The sequence below is a fragment of the Ginsengibacter hankyongi genome, assembly GCF_008710285.1.
GTDB classification, from domain to species: domain Bacteria; phylum Bacteroidota; class Bacteroidia; order Chitinophagales; family Chitinophagaceae; genus Ginsengibacter; species Ginsengibacter hankyongi.
On record NZ_VYQF01000001.1, the window covers coordinates 822,758 to 844,252 of the forward strand.

Genomic DNA, 21,495 nt, shown 5'->3' on the forward strand with positions numbered 1-21,495 from the left:
AGAATATGCAGGTAGAAAAATTTTATTACGATAACAAAATTGTCAGAAACTTCGCTTACGCCACTATTGTGTGGGGCGCCATAGGAATGCTTGTCGGCCTTTGGATAGCGCTGCAATTAGTTTTTCCTGCTCCTTTTCCTCACGGATTAAACTTAGCGCCTTACTTTAATTTCGGAAGGCTTCGTCCTTTGCATACCAATGCAGTAATTTTTGCATTTGTGGGCAATGGCATTTTCATGGGCGTGTACTATTCATTGCAGCGGCTTTGCAAGGCAAGAATGTTTAGTGATAAACTTAGTTACATACATTTTTGGGGATGGCAATTAATTATTGTTGCTGCGGCTATTACACTTCCATTAGGCCTTACTGACAGTGGCGAATATGCGGAATTGATATGGCCAATAGATGTAGCTATCACTATAATCTGGGTTGTGTTTGGATGGAATATGTTTGGCACAATTATTAAAAGAAGAGAGAAGCACTTATATGTAGCAATCTGGTTTTATATCGTGACGTTTGTTACGGTTGCAGTTCTACATATTGTCCGTTCCGGTGAATTGCCCTACACCTGGTTAAAAAGTTATAGCTGGTATGCTGGCGTTCAGGATGCATTGGTGCAATGGTGGTATGGGCATAACGCGGTGGCATTTTTTTTAACAACGCCTTACCTGGGCCTCATGTATTATTTTATGCCAAAGGCTGCTAACAGACCCGTTTATTCTTACAAGCTTTCTATCATTCACTTTTGGGCATTAATCTTTTTATATATCTGGGCCGGCCCTCACCATTTGTTGTATACTGCATTACCTAACTGGGCGCAATCATTGGGTGTTGTGTTCTCTTTCATGCTTATTTTTCCGAGCTGGGGAGGAATGATAAATGGCTTATTAACGCTGCGTGGTGCGTGGGATCGTGTACGCGATGACGTTATCCTAAAGTTTATGGTGGTAGCAGTTACTGCCTATGGCATGGCAACTTTTGAAGGCCCAATGCTTTCATTAAAAAGTGTGAGTGTCATATCACATTATACCGACTGGATTATTGCCCACGTACACATCGGCGCATTAGGCTGGAACGGTATGCTTACGTTTGGCATTTTATACTGGCTCGTCCCAAGAATTTTTAAAACAGACCTCTTTTCAAAAAAGCTGGCAAATGTGCACTTCTGGTTAGGTACACTGGGCATTTTGTTTTATGCAATTCCATTGTATTGGGCAGGCTTTACGCAAAGCTCCATGTGGAAACAATTTACTGAGGCAGGACAGTTAAAATACACTTTTCTTGAAACAGTTACCTACCTGAAACCATTTTATGCAATGCGCTCTTTGGGTGGCACTCTTTACCTGGTGGGTGTTCTGTTTATGGTATATAATATTTACAAAACCGTAAGATCAGGAAAGTTAGTTGCCAATGAAGAAGCTGAGGCAGCACCATTGCAAAAAGAATATGTGGCTCACAAAGGCGAACACTGGCACAGGTGGATTGAAAGAAGGCCTGTTCAATTTATGGTGTTAAGCCTCGTTGTGATTTTAATCGGCGGTATTGTAGAACTGGTTCCTACGTTCCTCATTAAGTCAAATGTTCCCACCATCAGCAGCGTTAAACCCTACACGCCACTGGAACTGGAAGGAAGAGACATTTATATACGTGAAGGATGTTACGTGTGCCATTCTCAAATGATCCGCCCATTTAGAAGTGAGACGGAGCGTTATGGAGAATATTCCAAAGCTGGAGAATTTGTTTATGATCATCCATTTCAATGGGGCAGTAAACGCACCGGGCCGGACCTGGCAAGAGAAGGTGCAGGTAACCTCAAGAAAACCGATGGATGGCACTTTCGCCATTTTCGTGAACCAGCATCTATGAGCGAAGGCTCAATTATGCCTTCGTATGCTTTCTTACTTTTTGATGATTTGGATACTTCAGAACTACCTGCAAAGATCCATGCCATGAAAACTCTCGGTGTACCGTACCCGAAAAATTACGAGAAGACTGCAATGCAGGATCTTGACAGGCAATCATTAGAAATTTCCAACAGCTTACTTAGCGATAGCATAAGGGTTTCTCCTAAAAAAGAAGTGATTGCATTAATCGCTTATATACAGCGCCTGGGAACCGATATATCTAAAAATACAACAACCACTTATAATAAATAACACATGTTTACATTCATAAAACAATATGCGGAAAAAATAAACGGCGCTCACATTTATGCCTATATATCATTATTTATTTTCCTGGTCTTCTTTATTGTATTGCTAATACTTGTAAAAAAAATGAGCAAGGAAAGAGTCAAAGAATTATCCAACATTCCTTTTGACAAAGAGGAATTAAATAACTCAATCATATAATTAAGAAAGTATGAAACATATTCATTTATCAAAGAAGATAGCCACTACCGCGTTAACCGCATTAATGGGAATACCTGCTGCAATAGCTCAAGACTCAACTGGTACCGCAAAAGCATCAGGCACGGGCAATAACCTGTTAACTCTCTTATTAGTAATTATGGGTCTTTTGGTTTTTGTAATCTGGCTGCTGGGCCGCGTTTTATTAGTATTAGGCAAGCAGTTAATTGAAAAAACAAAAACCTCAAAAATACTCCCCTTATTAATAGCAGGCCTATTGGTACTTACTGCACAATCGTCCTCTGCACAAGATGCAGTAAAAACGGAGACGGTAAAGGCAGTCTCCAACTATGGAGGGCTTTCTACGGGTACTTTTTATTTACTGGTATCGGTATTGGCAACAGAAATTATTATTATATTTTTCTTCACCTTCCTTATACGAAGATTCTCAGCAGAATTATTACCACAGAAAAAAGTTGCACTTGCCAAGGCAAATAAGGTTAAGACCTGGTGGGCAAGGCTGAATAAAAAATTAACCAGGGCGATACCAGTTGAAAAAGAAGCTGATGTTATGCTGGATCATGATTATGATGGCATAAGAGAATTGGATAACGCGTTACCACCCTGGTGGAAATATGGATTCTATATTACCATTGGAGTGGCAATTGTTTACCTGTTAAACTTTCATGTTTTTGGTTATGGAAAAAATCCAACGCAAGAGTATCAGGCAGAAATGGAACAGGCAAGAATTAAAAAGGAAATATATGAATCGAATAATAAAGATAAGATTGATGAAAACAATGTACCTATGGCAGATGCTGCCGGATTAGCCAAAGCAAAAGAAATTTTTACAGCTACTTGTTTTGCCTGTCATGGCAAATTGGGTGAAGGTGGTGCCGGGCCAAATCTCACAGATGATTATTGGCTGCACAAAGGTTCACTCAATGATATTTACCAGTCAATAAAGCACGGTTATCCAGACAAGGGAATGCAATCCTGGTCTACCGTTTACTCGCCAAAAGAAATAAGTTTTTTGGCGAGCTATATAAAAACGTTGCATGGCACTAAACCTCCTAACCCTAAAGCACCGCAGGGAGATTTATATGTAGAGCCATCATCAACGCCGCAAACAGGCGCTGCTGATTCTTCAGCAATAGGTAAATAAAAGCTGGCCCCTAAAAGTTTACCTAAGATAACGAGAGGCAAACAGAATAAACTTTTACTATGGAAGCAACTTCAGCAATTGATAAAAAAGAAAGTTACCGGGATTCTGTTGCTACAATAAGCAAGGAAGGGAAAAGAAATTTCATTAATCCCAAAAAGCCAAAGGGAAGTCTATATAAATTAAGAACGCGGTTTAGCATCTTTTATCTTATTGTTTTCTTTACGTTGCCCTTTCTTAAGGTAAACAACGAACCGTTGTTGATGCTTAACATCCTCGACAGAAAGTTTATCATATTTGGTATGGTATTCTGGCCGCAGGATTTTTTCATTTTTGGGATTGCCATGCTCACATTCGTAGTTTTCATTATCCTGTTTACGGTAGTTTTCGGACGTATATTTTGCGGCTGGGCATGTCCGCAAACCATATTCATGGAGATGGTCTTTCGCAAAATTGAATATTGGATTGATGGTGATTCTGCACAGCAAAGAAGGTTGAAAGATATGCCGCGGAATTCACTTAAGGCAAGAAAACGCATTACCAAGTTTATCATATTTTTCCTCATTTCATTTATAATAGCAAATTTCTTCCTGGCCTATCTTATAAGTATGGATCAATTACTGGGCTATTTAAAAAATCCGTTTGCGCACATTGGAACATTAATCTCTTTACTGGTGTTCACCAGCATATTCTTTTTCGTGTATTGGTGGTTTAGAGAACAAGCCTGTATAGTTGTATGTCCTTATGGAAGATTACAAGGCGTCTTATTGGATAGAGACTCAATTGTAGTAGCATACGATCATAAACGGGGAGAACCAAGAGGTAAATTAAAAAAGAAAGAAGACCATGACTGTAAATGTGTTGATTGCAAGGAAGACGGCGCCTGCAAAAGTATGGCTCAAAAGATAGAATCAATGGTTCCGCAGGGCGATTGTATTGACTGTTTTGCATGTGTGCGTGTATGCCCAACGGGTATCGATATACGAAATGGCACACAACTGGAATGCATAAACTGCACCGCGTGTATTGATGCCTGTGATAGTATAATGACAAGTATTAAAAAACCTTTGGGTTTAATCCGTTTTGCATCAGAAAACAGTATCGTAAAAGGAGTAAAGCTGAGATTTACAGCAAGGATAAAAGCATATACAGCCGTACTTGCTTTATTATTATCGTTGCTGGTTTTTCTTTTAGTAAGCCGCACCGATCTTGATGCCCGGCTTATGCGCACTGCAGGCATGACTTATACGACTTTGCCTGACGGCCGGATTAGCAATCTCTATAACCTGAAACTAGCTAATAAAACACATGAGGACATTCCTTATACTTTAAAGCTCGAAAATATAAAAGGTGAAATTGAAATTATCGCTAATACCAGCCTGGTTGTAAAAAAAGAAGAATACGCCCACCTGCAGTTTTTTGTAAAACTTAACCGGAGCGATATTAAAAGCTGGAAAACGGATTTAAAGATTGGAATGTATCAAAACAATAAAAAAATAAAAACTTTGGAAGCCGATTTCATTGGCCCCGAAATTTATAACTGATAAATATTTTACTATGAACTGGGGATATAAAATTCTTATCGTTTACCTTGGTTTTGTTAGCGGCATAATCTTGCTAGTTTTCAAATCATCAAGCCAGAAAGTGGATTTAGTAACTACAGATTATTATGCAAAGGAGCTGAAGTATCAGGAAAAGATAGATGCAATGAAAAGCGTTCATCAATTGTCCGACACGGTAAAATATGCGATGAACGATGGAAAGTTAGCCATTGTTTTTCCCAAAGATTTTTCAGGAAAAACAATTGATGGCAAGGTGTTGCTTTATTGCCCTTCAGATGAGGACAAGGACATTACGCGTAACTTTTCAGTAAAAGATTTACAGGTATTGGTTCCGGTACACACCGCAGGCAAACTGGAGTATCAACTGCAATTGAGCTGGCAGGCTGATGGAACGAGTTATTATTTCGAAAAGAAATTAATTATAAATTAAAGCACGCATTATGCCTCAGTTATTAATTACTGCGTTTATGATGGGTCTGCTGGGAAGCTTTCATTGCGTGGGCATGTGTGGACCTATAGCATTATCTCTCCCCTTAAAACACGACAGCGATTGGGCAAAATTTTCCGCGGCGTTGTTTTATAATTCCGGGCGCATTGTTACGTACGCCGTATTTGGTTTAATTTTCGGGTTAATTGGCAAGAGCGTTGCGCTGTTTGGATACCAGCAATGGTTATCAGTTATCTTAGGAGTATTGATACTTTTTTTCATATTCCTCCCAAAAAGATTTGCATTTTTTCAACACCAAAATTTAATACTTGCTTCTTTTCAAAAATTGCGCACGGCGTTAGGCAGGCTTTTTTTAAAGAAAAATTTTTCATCTTTATTTTCAATTGGTCTATTAAATGGCTTACTTCCCTGTGGCCTTGTTTATATGGCTGCAGCAGTTGCGGTTTCAGCCGGAGATATCATAAACAGTATAGCGTTTATGGCATTTTTTGGATTGGGAACACTACCCATGATGTGGAGTATCGCATTCTTTGGGAATTATATAGGCGTCAGCGTTCGTCAAAAAATAAGAAAAGCATATCCCTACATGATGATGCTGGTTGCTTGTCTTTTAATACTTCGTGGTATGGGTTTAGGAATTCCTTACATAAGCCCGGTGGTTGAAAAAAGCGTTGTTCAAAATTGTTGTGTTAAGCCTGTATAAAATTATCGCGACATAAAACGGTTATTATAACCTGTTGCATCTTTCCTTATATAATTCCATTTTCCTTCATGACATTAATCACCTTTATTAATGCCAGATATCATAATCTTAAATATAAGCCTCTCCTATTTTTGAACACTTTATTTTTTATAAAACTTTATTAACACTATGTTGGGTGAATTAAATGAAATGCAAATAAATAATTTCCTGGTTAGCCAAGCTGTAGGCAGAATAGCGTGTTCCGATGGGAAAAAGCCGTATATAGTACCTGTAACCTATGTGTATAACGGTAAAGATATAATAGGACAGACGACGGAAGGAAAGAAGCTTCATATTATGCGCAATAATCCAAATGTATGTTTTGAAGTAGACTCAATGAATAATATGGCGAACTGGCGAAGCGTTATTATTAATGGAGTATTTAACGAGCTGAAGGGTGTTGCGGCAACCAAAGCGAGAAATTATCTATTCAATCATATATGGCCTTATTTAACAAGTTCCACAATTCATTCCCATGAACACGAGCCACCGGTCTCAGATATTGATGACAGCAATAGAATTAAGCCCGTCATGTTCCGGATTAAAGTAAAAGAAAAAACAGGAAGATTTGAAAAACAATAAAAAACAAACCTTTGTTATAACTTTCCAACCAGTTAAAAATTTTCTTTCCAATTAAATTCTCAATCCAAAAGTTATCTCTAATTAAAATTTAATATTATAATAATGGAATATAAAAAAGATGTTTCTGTCGAAGATGCAGTAAAGATTATCAAATCGGGCAACAGGGTGTTTATACATGGAAGCGCAGCCACGCCGGTGTATATTTTGGAAGCGCTTCAAAAAAGATATGAAGAATTAAATAATGTTGAACTAGTTAGCATCACCACCTTTGGAAATATAAATTTTAATAACCCTATTTATAAAAAAAGCTTCTTTATAAACTCTTTATTTGTATCAGAAAATACGCGTGCTGTTGTTAACAGTGATCACGGGGATTATGTACCCATATTCTTAAGCGAGATCCCACAATTATTTAAAAGAAATATTTTACCGTTAGATGTGGCAATTGTGCAGGTTTCGCCACCAGATCGGCATGGGTACTGTTCCCTGGGAACTTCCGTAGATATTGCCAGGGCCGCTGTAGATACTGCTAAGCACATTATTGCGCAGGTAAATTCAAGAATGCCCCGTACACATGGCCAGGGTTTTATTCATGTAGATAAAATTAATGCCCTGGTTTGGCATGATGCTGAACTCCCTGAAATAGACTACTCATCAAAATCAAATGACACGGTAACTCAAATTGGAAGGAACGTCGCGTCGCTTATTGAAGATGGGGCGACCTTACAGTTAGGCATAGGTGCAATTCCCGACCAGGTATTAAGAAATCTTTCCACGCATAAATGCCTTGGCATCCATACAGAAATGCTATCCGATGGAGTAATTCCGCTGATAGAAAAAGGTATTATTGATAATAGTCGTAAGAAAATAAACATGGGGAAAACCGTAACGGGATTTATGGCAGGAACAAGAAGGCTATACGATTTTGTAGATGATAATCCTGCAATAAGAGTAATGGACATCAGCTATGTAAACGATACGAGTATTATAAGAAAAAATCCACGGGCAACCGCTATAAACAGCGCAATTGAAATTGATCTAACGGGACAGGTATGCGCAGATTCATTTGGAACATATCAATATTCTGGCATAGGTGGTCAAATGGATTTTATAAGAGGAGCGTCATTGTCCGAAGGCGGAAAACCAATTATAGCCATGCCATCCATAACATCAAAGGGAGTTTCCCGTATAGTACCCTTTTTAAAGGAAGGTGCCGGTGTAGTCACTACCAGGGGGCACGTACATTGGGTCGTAACAGAGTTTGGTATGGCTGACCTGTTTGGAAAGAACCTGAGGCAAAGAGCAAAAGAGCTGATTCGCATAGCTCACCCGGATCATAAAGAATTTTTAGAAAAGGCATTTCGTGAACGATTTAAATCCCTTGCATAAATTTTTGCCAAATCTTCTTTCGTGTAGCCTCAACCGTAAGAAAACGACTTCTTTACAGCAGTTATAAATAAAAACTTTTAATCGTCAACATCTGTTCTTTCTTTTTTTGGGATCGTCATCCGCTTAGGATAAGGCGTATCGCCCTTTGAGGCAAACCAAAGTATCCTGTTAAGGAGATCATCATTGCCGCCGTCAATATGGTCGAATTCCGGCAACGAAGACTGGAGAGAAAATTTTCTGGCCTTGCCTGATAAGGCCGAAGCTTTCTTATTCATTTCATCCAGCGGGATGTTATTCTTTAAAAAAGAATACGTCTCCTTATTAGCCATCTCATTAAAGCAATCAAACATTGGCAGCGCGGTTGCGTCCATTACATTCATTGGTGGTAAACCCAAAATTTGTTCAATCGTTCTAACTATGCAGGTTTGATTGTAATTCGTATGTATTGTTTTTTTGAGATGAGAATACGGGCTGATTACAAATCCCGTGGTGCGATACGCAGAAACGTGATCCCAGCCGTCTTGTGAATCGTCCTCAGTAATAAACACAACCGTCGAATCCCAGAAACGGCTTCTTGTAAGGCCTTCTATTATTTTCCCCAATGCAAGATCATTATCTGCTACCATCGCCCTGGGAGTTGGAAATCCCTGTGCCATGCCCGAAGTATGATCGGCAGGCAGCGCAAGAATCATTAAATCAGGTAATTGATCGCCGGGCTTTTTTTCAATTTCATTCAGCTCATTTAAAAATTCATCAGCCCGAAGCTGGTCTGTAAATTTATGCCCGTCATAACAAGGATAATCCTTTGACATTACAGGCCGGACCCGTGAGATAGTTGTTGTATTTGTAAATTCGGTTTTGCCACCATTAAGATAAGTTTGATAAATCTTTGTCCAATCTAAACTTTCATCAAATTCGGGCACACATGCTTCGCCATATATTCTCACCGTTTTGCCATGGTCCAGCGCATTGTTCCAGATGAAACCCTTTTTATTATAAACAAGAGCGTCATACAAAACGTGCGGATAACTTCTAAACCATGCCCTCACATTTTTTTCAACATAGTCTGTAACAATCGCCGCATCGGTCCATGAATGCCCTTCAGCAGACGATTTACCGGATGCATAATAATTATCTAAAAGCAAATAATCTTTTGCCAGCTTATGTTGATTAGGCGTTACGTTATTTCCGTAAATGCATAATGAACTTTGGCCATCGCCTTCCTTCATGTCGCCCAATACCTGGTCGTATGTCCTGTTTTCTTTAATGATGTAAACCACGTGTTTAAAAACTGAGGGCTCGCCAATTCTTTCAGGCACCGGCTTTGAAGCAACTCCTTTTCTTGGCAGAAGGCCTGTAAATCTTGTACGGAATATTAAGTTAGCGGCTTCTACTCTCTTCGTGTATGCGTTTAAGATGGTATCACCCGGCAGCGCTATAATTGAAACAGTAGCTTGTTGGCGGTGGCTGTTATAACTACCGTCAGTTGCCGTTCTTGCTCCTTCTCCTTCTAGGTTGGCAACAAACAACATGTTCTTTGTTAGCACTAACCCTGCGGGATAAGCTTCTGTTGGTATAAACCCTGTAACTCTAGACACTTCTTTGCCGGATGACGAAGATTTTTTGCCCAACGCTACTACCGCCACCGCATTATCCATTCCATTTGAGACATATAATTTATCGCCCGCTTCGTTTACGGCGAGAGCGTTAGGCGAATCTCCAATAAACGTATTCGCACCATCTGTTAGCTTTACTGAGATGGATTCTGATATTTTATCCTTCGATGCGTTTATCACGGAAATATTATCACTGTTTCCATTAGCAGCATAGATAAATTTATGATCACCGGCGGCGATAATTGCGTTGGGATGCAATCCAACTTCCATTTCCTTTTCAAGCTTGCCGGTTTTTAAATTAAAAATACTTACTGTTCCGGAGGAAGTCGCCCCGGTTTTTGCATCAACATACACCTCTCCGTAAGGAATACCCGCTGTTTCCTTTGAAGTGTCGGTTGGTACAGAGCCTGCCCAATTGGTAACGTATGCTTTTGATGCAGTTAATGCAATGCCGAACGGCGCCATTCCGGTAGCGGCTGTCCAAATAATTTTTTTATCCCTTAACCTTAATTTCGAAAGTTGGTTGTTACCGTTTAATACTACATACAAATAATTTTCCCCTGCTTCTTTATTAATCGCAATATCGTTGGGCAACGCCATTGGCGCAGGTGTAACTGTTGCAAAAGAGATTGAATCTTCGATTAGCGCTTTATTACCGTCCCATGAAGCGCTAAGAATGAGTGACAGATTATTATAAGGGTTAGCAGCGCCCCATAGAACATGAGTTCCGTGGTCATCCTCATAAACTTTTATCCCGGAATAAGTACTCATCAGCCCTTTGTAGTTTCCGGAATAATCCAGGTGAAATAGCAGTTTATTTTCCGCTACATCAATGAAAGCCACTCCATACCTGTCTTCCACTGCCAACACCTTTTCGCCCGGTAGCAACACACAATCCAGGCTATGATTTTCAAGCGCTGAATTGCCAAAACGGATCACCGTTCCTGCAGGATCTATAAAGCGATTATTAGGCATGAGTATAGAACTATTATCAACCGTCAAAGTAGTATCATCATAATTGCTATGATAATTTTCATCGGTGGTAACAGACGATTTATAAATGCGGGTAGTTTTACACGACGCAAAAACTAACCAAGCGAGAAACAAAAAGATTTTGCAAGGACCGGTAAGCGCGGAGAAATTGATTTTTGCAATGGAATTATTATAAATATATTTTATTCTCATTCTATTTCATTTTTAAAAGTACCAACTTTCTCTTTTATGCCAATGGCAAAAGCTATAATGCATTTAATGAAACATAAAAGAATGAAAGTTCTCGCAAAAGTATTTCATTAAACAGTAAAGTTTTAACCCCGTCTTCGTTGATTATCGGCTTAATTCTGCAAATAAACCCTGGGAGTTAGTAATAACGCATCAACCCCAATTCATTTATCTTCCTTAGATTTCGTTGTTTTATTATTAAATGATTATGCAAATGCGGGAAAAAACCGGGTAACCCTTTTCAGTCCGTAAGAGTTTAAAAAGCATATACGATTAACCGCTAGTAACAAAAACTTACGAATAAAATGAGACAATGAAATAGGTCTTAGCGATAATGGTCAATGAATTATGAAATGGTACCCACCATTTCTTCGGCAAGCCCAAAGGATAAAGTCATACCTGCACCGCCCAGTCCATTTAGGATATAAACACCTTCTTCAGCCTGTATAAAAACATCCGTTTTACCATCAGTCATTTTTGGATAAATACCATGCCACGACTGAACAAGTTTCCAGTTGTCGACAATGGCAAATCTTTTAAGATAAGTTGTAATTAAATCATTGATGTAAGCTTCGTCAAATGGTGAAAATGTTGATCCGTATTCATGCGAATCACCCACGGTAAGTTCGCCTTTTCCATTTTGGGAAACCATAACATGAACGCCTAACTGAAGATATTCACTTAATTCATTCTGGTACCTTTCTTTCAGCAAAGGTAATGATGGAGCAGCTTTGAAACTCTCATAATGGATAAGCGATAACCCGCCACATAAAGAAGTACCAATTCTAAATTTAGATTCACTACTTATATACCGCATCATTTGGAGTTTGCATTTGGTAAGTTGCAGCTCAGCAAATTTTTCAGGGTATAATGTTTCAAAATCGGCGCCCGAGCAAATAAAAATAATATCAGCCTGGATGGTTTCATCACCCATCATTACTTTATTTCTTTCAACTGCCACTACATTTTTATTCCATATAAATTGAACATTGTGATTCTCTATTAAATACAAAGGCAATGCTGCAATTGCCTCCCGCGGATCAATGATTAATTCTGTTTTGCAGAATAAACCACCGATTAAGTTATGATGATTAACGCCATTTACTTTTTCGCCTATTTGAGTAGGATTCATTAACTCAACGGACCGACCATTTTTATTAAAAGCTTCATTTAATTCCTGTAAAACTATCCACTCATCTTCATGGTAGGCAAGATGAATGCTTCCACATTCATCGAACCAGAAACCGGCAGCATCAGCAATTTCCTTCCAAATATTTCTGCTGCGAAATGCACGATTATACATTTTCCCATCTGGCTGTCCAATGGGCCATATCATTCCAAAATTTCTTACAGATGCACCAACGGCCATACCCGACCTTTCTACAACAGTTACCGTAAATCCGTTTAAAGAAAGTGCACGCGCCGTAGCAAGGCCCACTATGCCCGCACCTATTACAACAGCTGATTTATTCATGAAGGCTTATTGATTTTCTTTTTAGTAAATGAGGACAGATTTCTTAAGATCTAAATTTTCCGAATTAATGACTTCTGTTTTAACGAAATCATCTTTATATTTTTTATTAAAATAACGGAGTGCCATAAACGTTCCGATAACTCCTATAACCGACAAGTACATTACACCATTAGAATACACGGTTGCCCATGGCAATTTATTGGTGAAGGCAGATTTACTGATGATAACAATTACACTGCCCATGTAACCAAATGAGTCGGCCACGTACATTAGAAAGCCAACATTTCCACCTTTTTTAAAAGTGGCAATGAGGCGTTCAAATATGATACAATTAAAAGGAATATAGCCAATATATAGTCCGAGCCCAACTAATGTCATCCACATAAAGGGAGAAAGATGATGGTTAATAAACATCCACGAACTGATGCCCGACAATAAAAATCCTGCTACAATCATAATGTGCGTAATCACAAGCGCCTTGCGATTATTGCGAATAAGAATCATACTGCCAATCAAAATCAAAACAATAATAGTTATGGGAATTTCTGTCGCGCTAAACACTGATGGCTGGTTGCCAAAACCCAATTCCCGCCATATATCGGCGGCGAAATTATCGCGGATATCACGGAAAACTGTAAGGAACACATACAAAATAATAAGTACAACCAGGCCATATGAAAATTGGGAAAAGAAATTTTTTCTCTCTGCTTTGGACATTGGTAAACGAACAACACGATGTTCAATATCGGATTGCGATGGCAAAGGAATCTTCTCTAATAAATAAACAAAAAATAGTAAGGGCAGGATAAACAAAAGCCCCGTTAGAAAAGGAAGCCACCAGTCGGTAACATTAAAATTAACCTTTAAATATTCAGCAACAGATTTTACAAAACCTGATGAAAAGATAAAACTCACGGCAAGCGAAGCCCCAATAAAATCAGTTGCTTTTCTCCCTTCAACATAAGAAAAAACAATACCCCAAATGATACCTAGCGGGAAACCATTTATTAATAAAAAAATAATATTATACGGAGCAGAAACCAGTGCGAAAAGTAACAATGAGGCCCATGAAATACCCACCAATAATATAATTATTTTTCCCCTGCCAATGTTTTTTAATTCTGCTATAAATTTTATTCCAAAAAATTTACTCAGCATGTAACCGAATACCTGGCTTATTACCAAAGCATCTTTATAAGCCAATCCAAAAATAAGAGGTGCTTTGCTGAAACTTCCGACTGTAAAGGGTTTTCTAAATGCATAGACCGACGCGTATGTAGCGAATGTAATAAGGGAGGCAAACACGGCAACATAAGTATCGTGGTACTTTTGCCGGTGTTTTTTTAATAATATGGCCTGCATATTAAAGTATTAAAGAAGGCAAAAATTCCAAGGAATCTATAATATAGTCGGGTTGATATTTTACCAATTGATCTTTCGTGTAGGCGCCGGTAGTTACACTCACCACAATTCCGCACCCCGCATTCCGGCCTTCTTCAATATCCACTTTTGTATCACCAACTTTCGCCACATCATCTGCAAAACTGATGTTCAGTTTTTGCATGAGTTTTTCTATCATAAAAGGGTGAGGCCTGCCTTCAGAAACTTCATCGCTGCATATAACTTCGTCTATGAACGATGCCGCATCCCAACCTAATCTTTTTAATATTGGAGTAGTAATCGTTCTTGTAAAACCTGTGTTAAGCGCCACTTTCACTTTATTATTTTGCAGTTCGCGGAAAACTCTTTCAGCATAAGGTAACGGCACAAGCCCTTCGTATGTTTCATAATGCAATACCATTTGATTATTAAAATCTCGGTGAATAGTTTCAATAAATTCTACATCATTTTCATAACCGGGTTTATACTTTTCAACTATTATTTCTATTGCCTCTTTTTTTCTATAGCCCATAACCTCATCTACATCGGCAACCTCTACCTCTGCTATTCCTACATTTGAAAAAGCTTTTCTAAAAACATCATTGATATTGCCTTCATCTGCAACGGTGGTTCCCGCAATGTCAAATACTACCAGTTTAATACTCATTAATTTATTTTTTAGTCAGGTGATTGATCATCATGTCCCGGTAATGTTGTAATTCCGGCAGGGGAAGCCGTTCTTCTTTTGCCTTCTCATCCCATGCTCTTAAAGTAATGTATAGACTGAACCATTCTTCTTTTTCAAAATGCATTGCTTCGTTATCATTCATTCGTCCGCCCTGGAAATTTAATGTGGCCTTACTAGCTTCCGATAGTTGATTATAATAGACAGGATTTTTGAAAGTGAGGTAACGTTTTGCATCTACGTGCGATGCAATTAACCTGGTGATTTTTTCTGAAAAGCCTTTTTCTTTAAGATAATCTGCACCAATCTTTTCATGATCTGCTATTCCAAAATCATCCATATAATTTACCGGCATAATGTGCTCACATAAATGGCCTAAGTCATGAAAAAACGCAGCGAGGATTACTTCGTCATCATAATTTTCTTTCTCGGCTAATTGTGCGCATTGGCACATGTGTTCAATTTGAGAAACGGGTTCGCCAATATAATCCTGGTCGCCATACATTTTGTACAGCCCCAATATTTCATCGGCGATTTTTTCAGCTTCTGAATTTTCCATTATTTATAGATTGTAGTTATTGGTTGGGCTATTGGATGGTTTGCGGTAAAAGTAAAGCCCAGCAATTTTGCAAACGTTGCTGCCAGTTGCTCCTGGTACAATATATTTTTATTTTTCATTTCGCCGCCGGGCTTGGTATCAGGCCCTAAAGCTGCAATCCATATATGGCCGGCATCTTTAATTTTTTCACCATGATCTGTCCAGTTCTCTTTAGGATTATCGCCCCTTCCATGATCGCAAGTGATGATCGAAGTTGTTTTGTTTTTATACTGTGGTGTTGATTGAATATAGTTCCATAAATCTGCTATCATGCCATCCTCCGCATGTGCGCTTCCCAAATAAAGATTATACATACCCGCATGCGCCAAATCATCTGTTTCATCAAAAGCTATGTACAAAACTTTAGGTTTCCTTTCTTTCATGTATTCCCTGGCGGCAATATAAGTAAGCACATCAGGACGTACACCAATGGGGCGTGTGGTAAGAGATTCTATATCATCAATAAGCCTGAATTTTTCAGTGATGTAAGGCAAAGAATCCGTATCGCTGTTTACATAAATTCCACTTTCCCATTTATTAAAAATATAAGGAAATGCATCCCATGTGGTAAACGCTGCTACTTTATTTTTAAAACCATTTTGCTGGTTGAGAAACCCTAAAACATTACTGTTTTTATTTGGAATTTTATCATTGGAATTTACAGTCGTGTCCGGATAGCCTGTGAAAATTTCATTATATCCCGGGTAGGAAAATTTGTACCGGTTGGCGTTATTCACCTTATTTCCATCCCACCTGTTTCCGTATAACTGTCCCTTACTTACAATAGTGCTCCATAAAAACGGAAATAATTTTTTTCTTCTTTCTTCAATACTATTACTCCAGAATTTTGAACTGGTTTCTGCGCTATCTTTTGTAAAGTCATTATTTTTTAATAAAGCAGAATCAGCACCTCCATACACTTCCTGCCAGCGCATTCCATCCAAGGTTACTATTACCAGGTTTTCAGTTTTTAATTGCGCTGACGTTTTTTGCGTAACATTAAACACAAACAGGAAAACAATAGCTATATATTTATTCATAAATTTTTTTTAAAAAAGGCAGAACCAAAAGGCTCCGCCTTCGCATAAGAAAAACCAGTCTGCAAAATTCTATTCATTTTAAGAGCCACATAGTTTGGTTGAGGTCATCTGCAGAATATTGTTGAGCAGATAATGCAGCATTCCAATTGGCTTTGTTTTGTGTTTGTTCCGAAACCGGGTAAGCCCATCTTTTAGGTATAACTCCGTTGTTACCAACACCGGCACCGGCCTGGAATGCAGGAACACCTGTTCTGCGCCAATTATAATAGGGTTCATATCCTGAGTTTTCAAAACAGGCTATATATTTCTGCAGAACTATTTGGCTAATCGCTGTTGAAGGAGTTGAAGAAAGTTTTACCGAAGGTTGATTATAATAATTTGAAAAATTAAATGCGAACGGATACGGCGCCACCTGGGTAACGGAATTTGCACCTGCCGGTAAAAAATATGCTGTAAAATTTGATTGCTTTATATCGATACCATAAAATGCCATGGAAGCGGTAATTCCTTCCTTATACCAGTCTTCCGCATCAACATTATTCTTGCCGGGAACCCAGCCCCGAACGATTGCTTCAGCAATATTGAAACACATTTCCTTATAGCCTACTAAAACATCCGGCTCCCCGATAAAATTTGAATAATAACGATGCCTGTTAATAAATGAATATAATCCTGCACTTGCATTACCGTACATGCTTTGAACAGACTCGCCGGTGCTGGCTCCCACAAAATATTTAAATTGTGCAGGGTTGGGATCATTCAGCGCAAGAGCAGTTGCCGGTTCGCACGTAATAAAAACACGCGGATCACTTAACGTTGTAAGTGCACTTACATAGGTAGCTGCCATATTATAACGTCCCGCAATAGAACCAAAATTACTTGGATTAAAAGGATAAGTACTATAAGTATTTGATCCGCCGGGATTATAAGCAAACGAGAAATCATCAGTTTGATTTTCAAAAATGGGATACTTTGCCGGGTTATCAATAATACTGGCAAACCGTGCAGGCACATTCAATGTTGCATCGGAAGCTTTATTACTAACGCTGACGAGCACACGAAGTTTAAAAGTATTTACCAGCTTTTGCCACGCAGCAAGATTGCCATGGTAGTATATATCCTGCGAAGCCGATAACGAATTGTCATTGGCAGCAATCAACGATGTAAAATCGGCGTTAGCTGTATCCAATTCGTTTAACACGTATTGAAACACCTGTTCCTGTGGCGTGTAAGCAGGTTTGGAATTGTTAGAACCCTGCAGCGCTTCGGTCAATGGAACATCACCAAATAAGGACGTAGTATTATAAAAGTAGTAAGCACGGATAAACCTCCCTACAGCTTCATAAGGGTTTACATTTGATGCTCCGCGTGAAGTTGCTTCCTTTTCCATTTGAATCACATTCTTTATAACCAGGTACGGATTAAAGGAGCCATCTGTCCATGAATAAATATTGTTACCATAATAATCATAATTCTGGCAATGATATTGATTCCACGCCTGCACATTATCCCAGGAGTTGATACCGCCCAATCCGCCTGCGCTTCCTGTTCCGGATAGATCCGTTAACACAGTTCCTAAAATTAAACCTGGAGGAACACTGGTGGGGTTATTGGGGTCAAGTTGCTTTTCCTGGATTTGTTTTTTGCAGGAAACCATAAGCCAGGTTCCTATAGTTATTAAAAATATATATTTTATCTGTTTCATATTTTGTGCTTTTACGGGTATTAGAATGATAGATTTACGTTGAAGCCATAACTGCGTGTGGTGGGAGTTTGCAAGCCAGAGCCCGAATCCTGGGTGTATTGATCTACGTCCAAATCTTTATATTTATTTGGAAAGAAGTATAATAAATTCCTGCCCACCAAAGAGACCGTTGCTTGTTTGATAAAAGACCTGTTACCAAATACATTTTGTGGCACGAGATAAGTAAACGTTACTTCCCTTAATTTGGCATAAGTCTTTTTAATAATGTCTAGGTCGGGGATGGAAGCCATACGGGTAACGAAAGGCTGAACCTGGCTTTTGGTAGTATTTTGTGTTACCGTTAAATCTTTATAGTTCGTAATTTCCCCAGTTATAGGATCGAGGATTATAGGTGCCCCGGTCAGGTTAACTCCACTGCCAGTATAAGCTGCCACATTTGCTTCGTCAGAAGGCCTTGCTGCTCCGAAAGCTCCTGTGGCACTTTCTATATGGCGTCCGCCTTGCAATGTTTTCTTTCTAACGTAATCTTCCATTACACCGCCCACCATTCCATCAAATTGAAAATGTAATGAAAAGCTTTTGTAGCTCACCATGTTCACAAGCCCCCACTGCCAATCAGGATCTGAATGCCCAAATACTTTTTGTGCTGAAACGCCCAAATCAGAAAACCGTGTATAAACTCCGGTTGCCGGATCGATAACCATTTTGCCATCCGGTGTTCTTACAAATGCATTTCCATAAACCAAATCAATCCTCTTGCCATTGTATTCATAACTATTAGGGTTGGCATCATTTACCCATTTTCTTATATAAGAGGAGAAGTTGGCAGTTACATTCCAGCTAAATCCATTCGGATGTGTAACAGGACGGGCATTCATAGTAACTTCCCATCCGTCGTTAGTGTATACGTTACCGTTAGTTAGGTAAGATGAATATCCGGATGCTGATGATGTTCCCTGGTTTACAATACCTGTGTTTCTATAATGGTAATGGGTTATATCAAACGCTAATTTGTTGTTAAGGAAACGAATATCAGCACCAAACTCAGTAGCTTTTCTGTCAGCAGTAAAAATGGTAGGGCTTACTGTTTGATCACTGTATTTAGCACTATTTTGACTTGAGTAAGTTGGACTTAATGAATAGGGCTGTGAAAATTGGTAGCCAGGTCCTCCGTACGGTGAATTCCAGGTATAACCATAATCGCCGGCCGGCGTAGCGCTCACATTGGGGGAGAAAAGCGGAGAAGTGCCTCCGTCCTTACTCTCTGCATAAGAACCTCTCAATTTTAAAAATGATATTGCTTTTGGCAAGTGCATGTATTCAGAAACCACCGTTGCCAGGTTAAATGATGGATAATAATAACTATTGGTATTGCTAGGTAATGCAGATGATTTATCAACACGGCCCGTAACGTTAGCCGTTAAGTAAGATTTGTATCCCGCATCTACCGAGTAATAAGCGCTTAAAACCAGCATGCTCGAACGAAAACTACTTCCCGTTAAAGTTCCCTTGGAGTTAGAAAAAGAATAAATGCCGGGAACATTCAAATAATTGGTAGATTCAAAGTTAGAATTGAAACTGAAATTCCTTGCGGTTGCACCCGCTAATGCCTGAACATCTAAAAATCCCAATATATTATCTTCATGATATCTCGCTTGTGCGTCTACGTTAGTCTCGAATAAAGACCTCCTGTCTTCGCGGTAATCTCCCTGGTGAAGTTCTCTTCCATATACGTCCGCTGAATAAGGCAACTTTTCTGAATTAACCATGTCGTATGCAGTCATACTTGGCCTGAATTGAAAATCAATATTATTATTGAGTTTATAATTCAATGATAAGTATCCATATTCGTTATTCTGGTAATGGCCTCTTAACCATTCGTAAGACATAAACCAGGGATTATTATACCGGTAATACTCCGCGTAGTTTTGCTGGATTCCTGTTTTGCCCGGCTGCCAGTAGTTGCGGATATTAGGATCATTTACATTCCAGTCTGCACCGCCCCAAAGTATAAAATTGTATATGATACTATTAGGGCCATAACTTACATCAGGTACATTTGGTGTTGATTGCCTGCTATAATTGAAATAAGATGTCAATGAGAATTTCCTATTAAATCTTTCTACAAGGCTTACTGTAAAGTTTCCATTATTTAATTGTGTGTTTGGAACAATGCCACGCTGGTACGTATTTCCCACTGAAAGCCGAAAATCTGTTTTATCAGTTGATGAACCCACGGAAATACTGTTAGACTGAAGAAGACCTGTTTGTAAAAACTTTTTCAAATTATCTTTACCTCTTGCCACCCACGGTGTTGGCACAACGTGGCCTGTATACTTGGTTCCATCAGCAAAAACGGTCGTGAAAGTTTGAGATGGATCATAAACACCATCGTACTGCGGTAATAACTGACCCCTGAATTGCGGGCCCCACACATCATAATCATAGTCATTTATACCAACCCCAACGGCTCCGTTTCCAAAGTATGAAGCCGGGCTTGAACCCCCACCACCGAATGCGTACTTACCATTATCGCCGGGGCCGTACAAATCATTGTATTTAGGTAAAGCAATAAATCCTTTATTAAATTGGGTGCTTGAATTAAATGTAACCTGCAGCCCCCTTTTATCTTTAGTTCCTTTTTTTGTAGAAATAATAATGGCACCGTTCTTTCCCTGGAAGCCATATAATGCTGCTGCATTTGGGCCTTTTAGAATGGTAAATGTTTCGATGTCATCAGGGTTAAGATTGTAAGTATCAGAACTAATAGGAACACCATCCACTACAAATAACGGACGGTTATTCGGATCATTTTCTCCGCGGATAATTACGTCCGGGGCATGGCCAATTTCGGAGTTAATATTTATAGCAAGGCCTGCAGCATTGCCTTTCAAGGAATTGATAGGATCTGCCTCCCGTGCTTTCGTTAACGCAGCAGCGTCGATTGTTTGAATAGAATATCCCAAACGCTTTGCTTCTTTTTTTATGCCTGTCGCCGTTATAACAACTTCATTTAATTGTTGCGTGGAAGCAGTCAGTTGAATCGTAATATTTTTTTGCGAAGCATTTATTTCTTTTGGTTCATATCCCACAAAAGATGCAAGAATTTTGCTGTTTTTTGGAGCGTCTATAGAAAAATTCCCATTTACATCTGAAGAGGTTCCGACGCTGGAATTCTTAATTGAAATACTCACCCCTGCAAGAGGAGACTTATTTGCCGCATCAATAACTTTCCCTTGAATTTTATTGCCCTGGGCATAAATAAAAGGAGTTATAAAAAATAAAAATACTGTGAGAAATATAGTTCCCGTAAAAGGGAGGTTGGGTCGCTTCATAACCAATTAATTTTTTTTGATTGAGCGGCAAAACTATCTTTCGAATGTTAAGGATTTATTAAAGGCGTATGAACAAAAAGTTATGAAAAGGTTAAGCGAATAATTCCGTGTGAGAGCAAGAATGTAAAAAGTTATCTCCCTTGCTTATATACAAACTCAAACCATTAAGTTCGACTAAAAACCCTTACTAGACAAGGCTTTCATAAAA

General features: G+C 38.9%; 16 protein-coding genes. 8 read left to right on the forward strand and 8 right to left on the reverse strand.

The features are described 5' to 3' along the window. The first annotated feature begins 5 nt into the window (after positions 1-5). The 8 genes from ccoN (at position 6) to FW778_RS03495 (ending at position 8,233) form a co-directional block, all read left to right on the forward strand. Positions 6-2,156 carry a cytochrome-c oxidase, cbb3-type subunit I gene (ccoN, locus tag FW778_RS03460; protein WP_150413200.1) on the forward strand — a complete coding sequence of 717 codons (2,151 nt, stop codon included), beginning with the start codon at positions 6-8 and terminating at the stop codon, positions 2,154-2,156. Between the two features lie 3 nt (positions 2,157-2,159). Then, the gene (locus FW778_RS03465) at positions 2,160-2,351 is read left to right on the forward strand and encodes a CcoQ/FixQ family Cbb3-type cytochrome c oxidase assembly chaperone (RefSeq protein ID WP_150413201.1); all 192 of its coding nucleotides are present in this window, start codon (positions 2,160-2,162) and stop codon (positions 2,349-2,351) included. A gap of 10 nt (positions 2,352-2,361) precedes the next feature. Next, a complete protein-coding gene (locus FW778_RS03470) occupies positions 2,362-3,513 on the forward strand; it encodes a cbb3-type cytochrome c oxidase N-terminal domain-containing protein (RefSeq protein ID WP_150413202.1) in 1,152 nt (383 codons plus the stop codon). A 59-nt stretch (positions 3,514-3,572) separates the two neighbouring features. After that, positions 3,573-5,054 (forward strand): 4Fe-4S dicluster domain-containing protein, encoded by a 1,482-nt coding sequence (locus FW778_RS03475; RefSeq protein ID WP_150413203.1) that lies wholly within the window; start codon positions 3,573-3,575, stop codon positions 5,052-5,054. Positions 5,055-5,067: 13 nt separating this feature from the next. Beyond that, the gene (locus FW778_RS03480) at positions 5,068-5,502 is read left to right on the forward strand and encodes a FixH family protein (protein ID WP_150413204.1); all 435 of its coding nucleotides are present in this window, start codon (positions 5,068-5,070) and stop codon (positions 5,500-5,502) included. 10 nt (positions 5,503-5,512) lie between these two features. Next, a complete protein-coding gene (locus FW778_RS03485; RefSeq protein WP_150413205.1) occupies positions 5,513-6,223 on the forward strand; it encodes a sulfite exporter TauE/SafE family protein in 711 nt (236 codons plus the stop codon). A gap of 168 nt (positions 6,224-6,391) precedes the next feature. Then, positions 6,392-6,844, forward strand: a complete 453-nt coding sequence (locus FW778_RS03490; protein WP_150413206.1) for a pyridoxamine 5'-phosphate oxidase family protein — start codon at positions 6,392-6,394, stop codon at positions 6,842-6,844. Positions 6,845-6,946: 102 nt separating this feature from the next. After that, the gene (locus FW778_RS03495) at positions 6,947-8,233 is read left to right on the forward strand and encodes an acetyl-CoA hydrolase/transferase family protein (protein ID WP_150413207.1); all 1,287 of its coding nucleotides are present in this window, start codon (positions 6,947-6,949) and stop codon (positions 8,231-8,233) included. 77 nt (positions 8,234-8,310) lie between these two features. On the opposite strand, the gene FW778_RS03500 is transcribed toward FW778_RS03495, so the two are convergent. From FW778_RS03500 to FW778_RS03535, 8 genes are all read right to left on the reverse strand, one after another. Further along, on the reverse strand, positions 8,311-11,034 hold the full coding sequence (locus tag FW778_RS03500) for a bifunctional YncE family protein/alkaline phosphatase family protein (protein WP_202552059.1): 2,724 nt from the start codon (positions 11,032-11,034) through the stop codon (positions 8,311-8,313). Between the two features lie 382 nt (positions 11,035-11,416). Next, complete coding sequence (locus FW778_RS03505) at positions 11,417-12,544, reverse strand: TIGR03364 family FAD-dependent oxidoreductase (RefSeq protein ID WP_150413208.1); 1,128 nt, start codon at positions 12,542-12,544, stop codon at positions 11,417-11,419. Positions 12,545-12,565: 21 nt separating this feature from the next. Then, a complete protein-coding gene (locus tag FW778_RS03510; protein WP_202552060.1) occupies positions 12,566-13,906 on the reverse strand; it encodes a DUF5690 family protein in 1,341 nt (446 codons plus the stop codon). A gap of 1 nt (position 13,907) precedes the next feature. Then, the gene (locus FW778_RS03515; RefSeq protein WP_150413209.1) at positions 13,908-14,591 is read right to left on the reverse strand and encodes an HAD-IA family hydrolase; all 684 of its coding nucleotides are present in this window, start codon (positions 14,589-14,591) and stop codon (positions 13,908-13,910) included. 4 nt (positions 14,592-14,595) lie between these two features. Then, positions 14,596-15,168 (reverse strand): HD domain-containing protein, encoded by a 573-nt coding sequence (locus FW778_RS03520; RefSeq protein WP_150413210.1) that lies wholly within the window; start codon positions 15,166-15,168, stop codon positions 14,596-14,598. Then, positions 15,168-16,247 (reverse strand): alkaline phosphatase family protein, encoded by a 1,080-nt coding sequence (locus FW778_RS03525; protein ID WP_150413211.1) that lies wholly within the window; start codon positions 16,245-16,247, stop codon positions 15,168-15,170. The genes FW778_RS03520 and FW778_RS03525 overlap by 1 nt, the downstream gene beginning before the upstream one ends. A gap of 73 nt (positions 16,248-16,320) precedes the next feature. Further along, positions 16,321-17,952 carry a SusD/RagB family nutrient-binding outer membrane lipoprotein gene (locus FW778_RS03530; protein ID WP_150413212.1) on the reverse strand — a complete coding sequence of 544 codons (1,632 nt, stop codon included), beginning with the start codon at positions 17,950-17,952 and terminating at the stop codon, positions 16,321-16,323. A 20-nt stretch (positions 17,953-17,972) separates the two neighbouring features. Next, positions 17,973-21,287, reverse strand: coding sequence for a SusC/RagA family TonB-linked outer membrane protein (locus tag FW778_RS03535; RefSeq protein ID WP_150413213.1), 3,315 nt, complete (start codon positions 21,285-21,287; stop codon positions 17,973-17,975). Between the last annotated feature and the right edge of the window lie 208 nt (positions 21,288-21,495).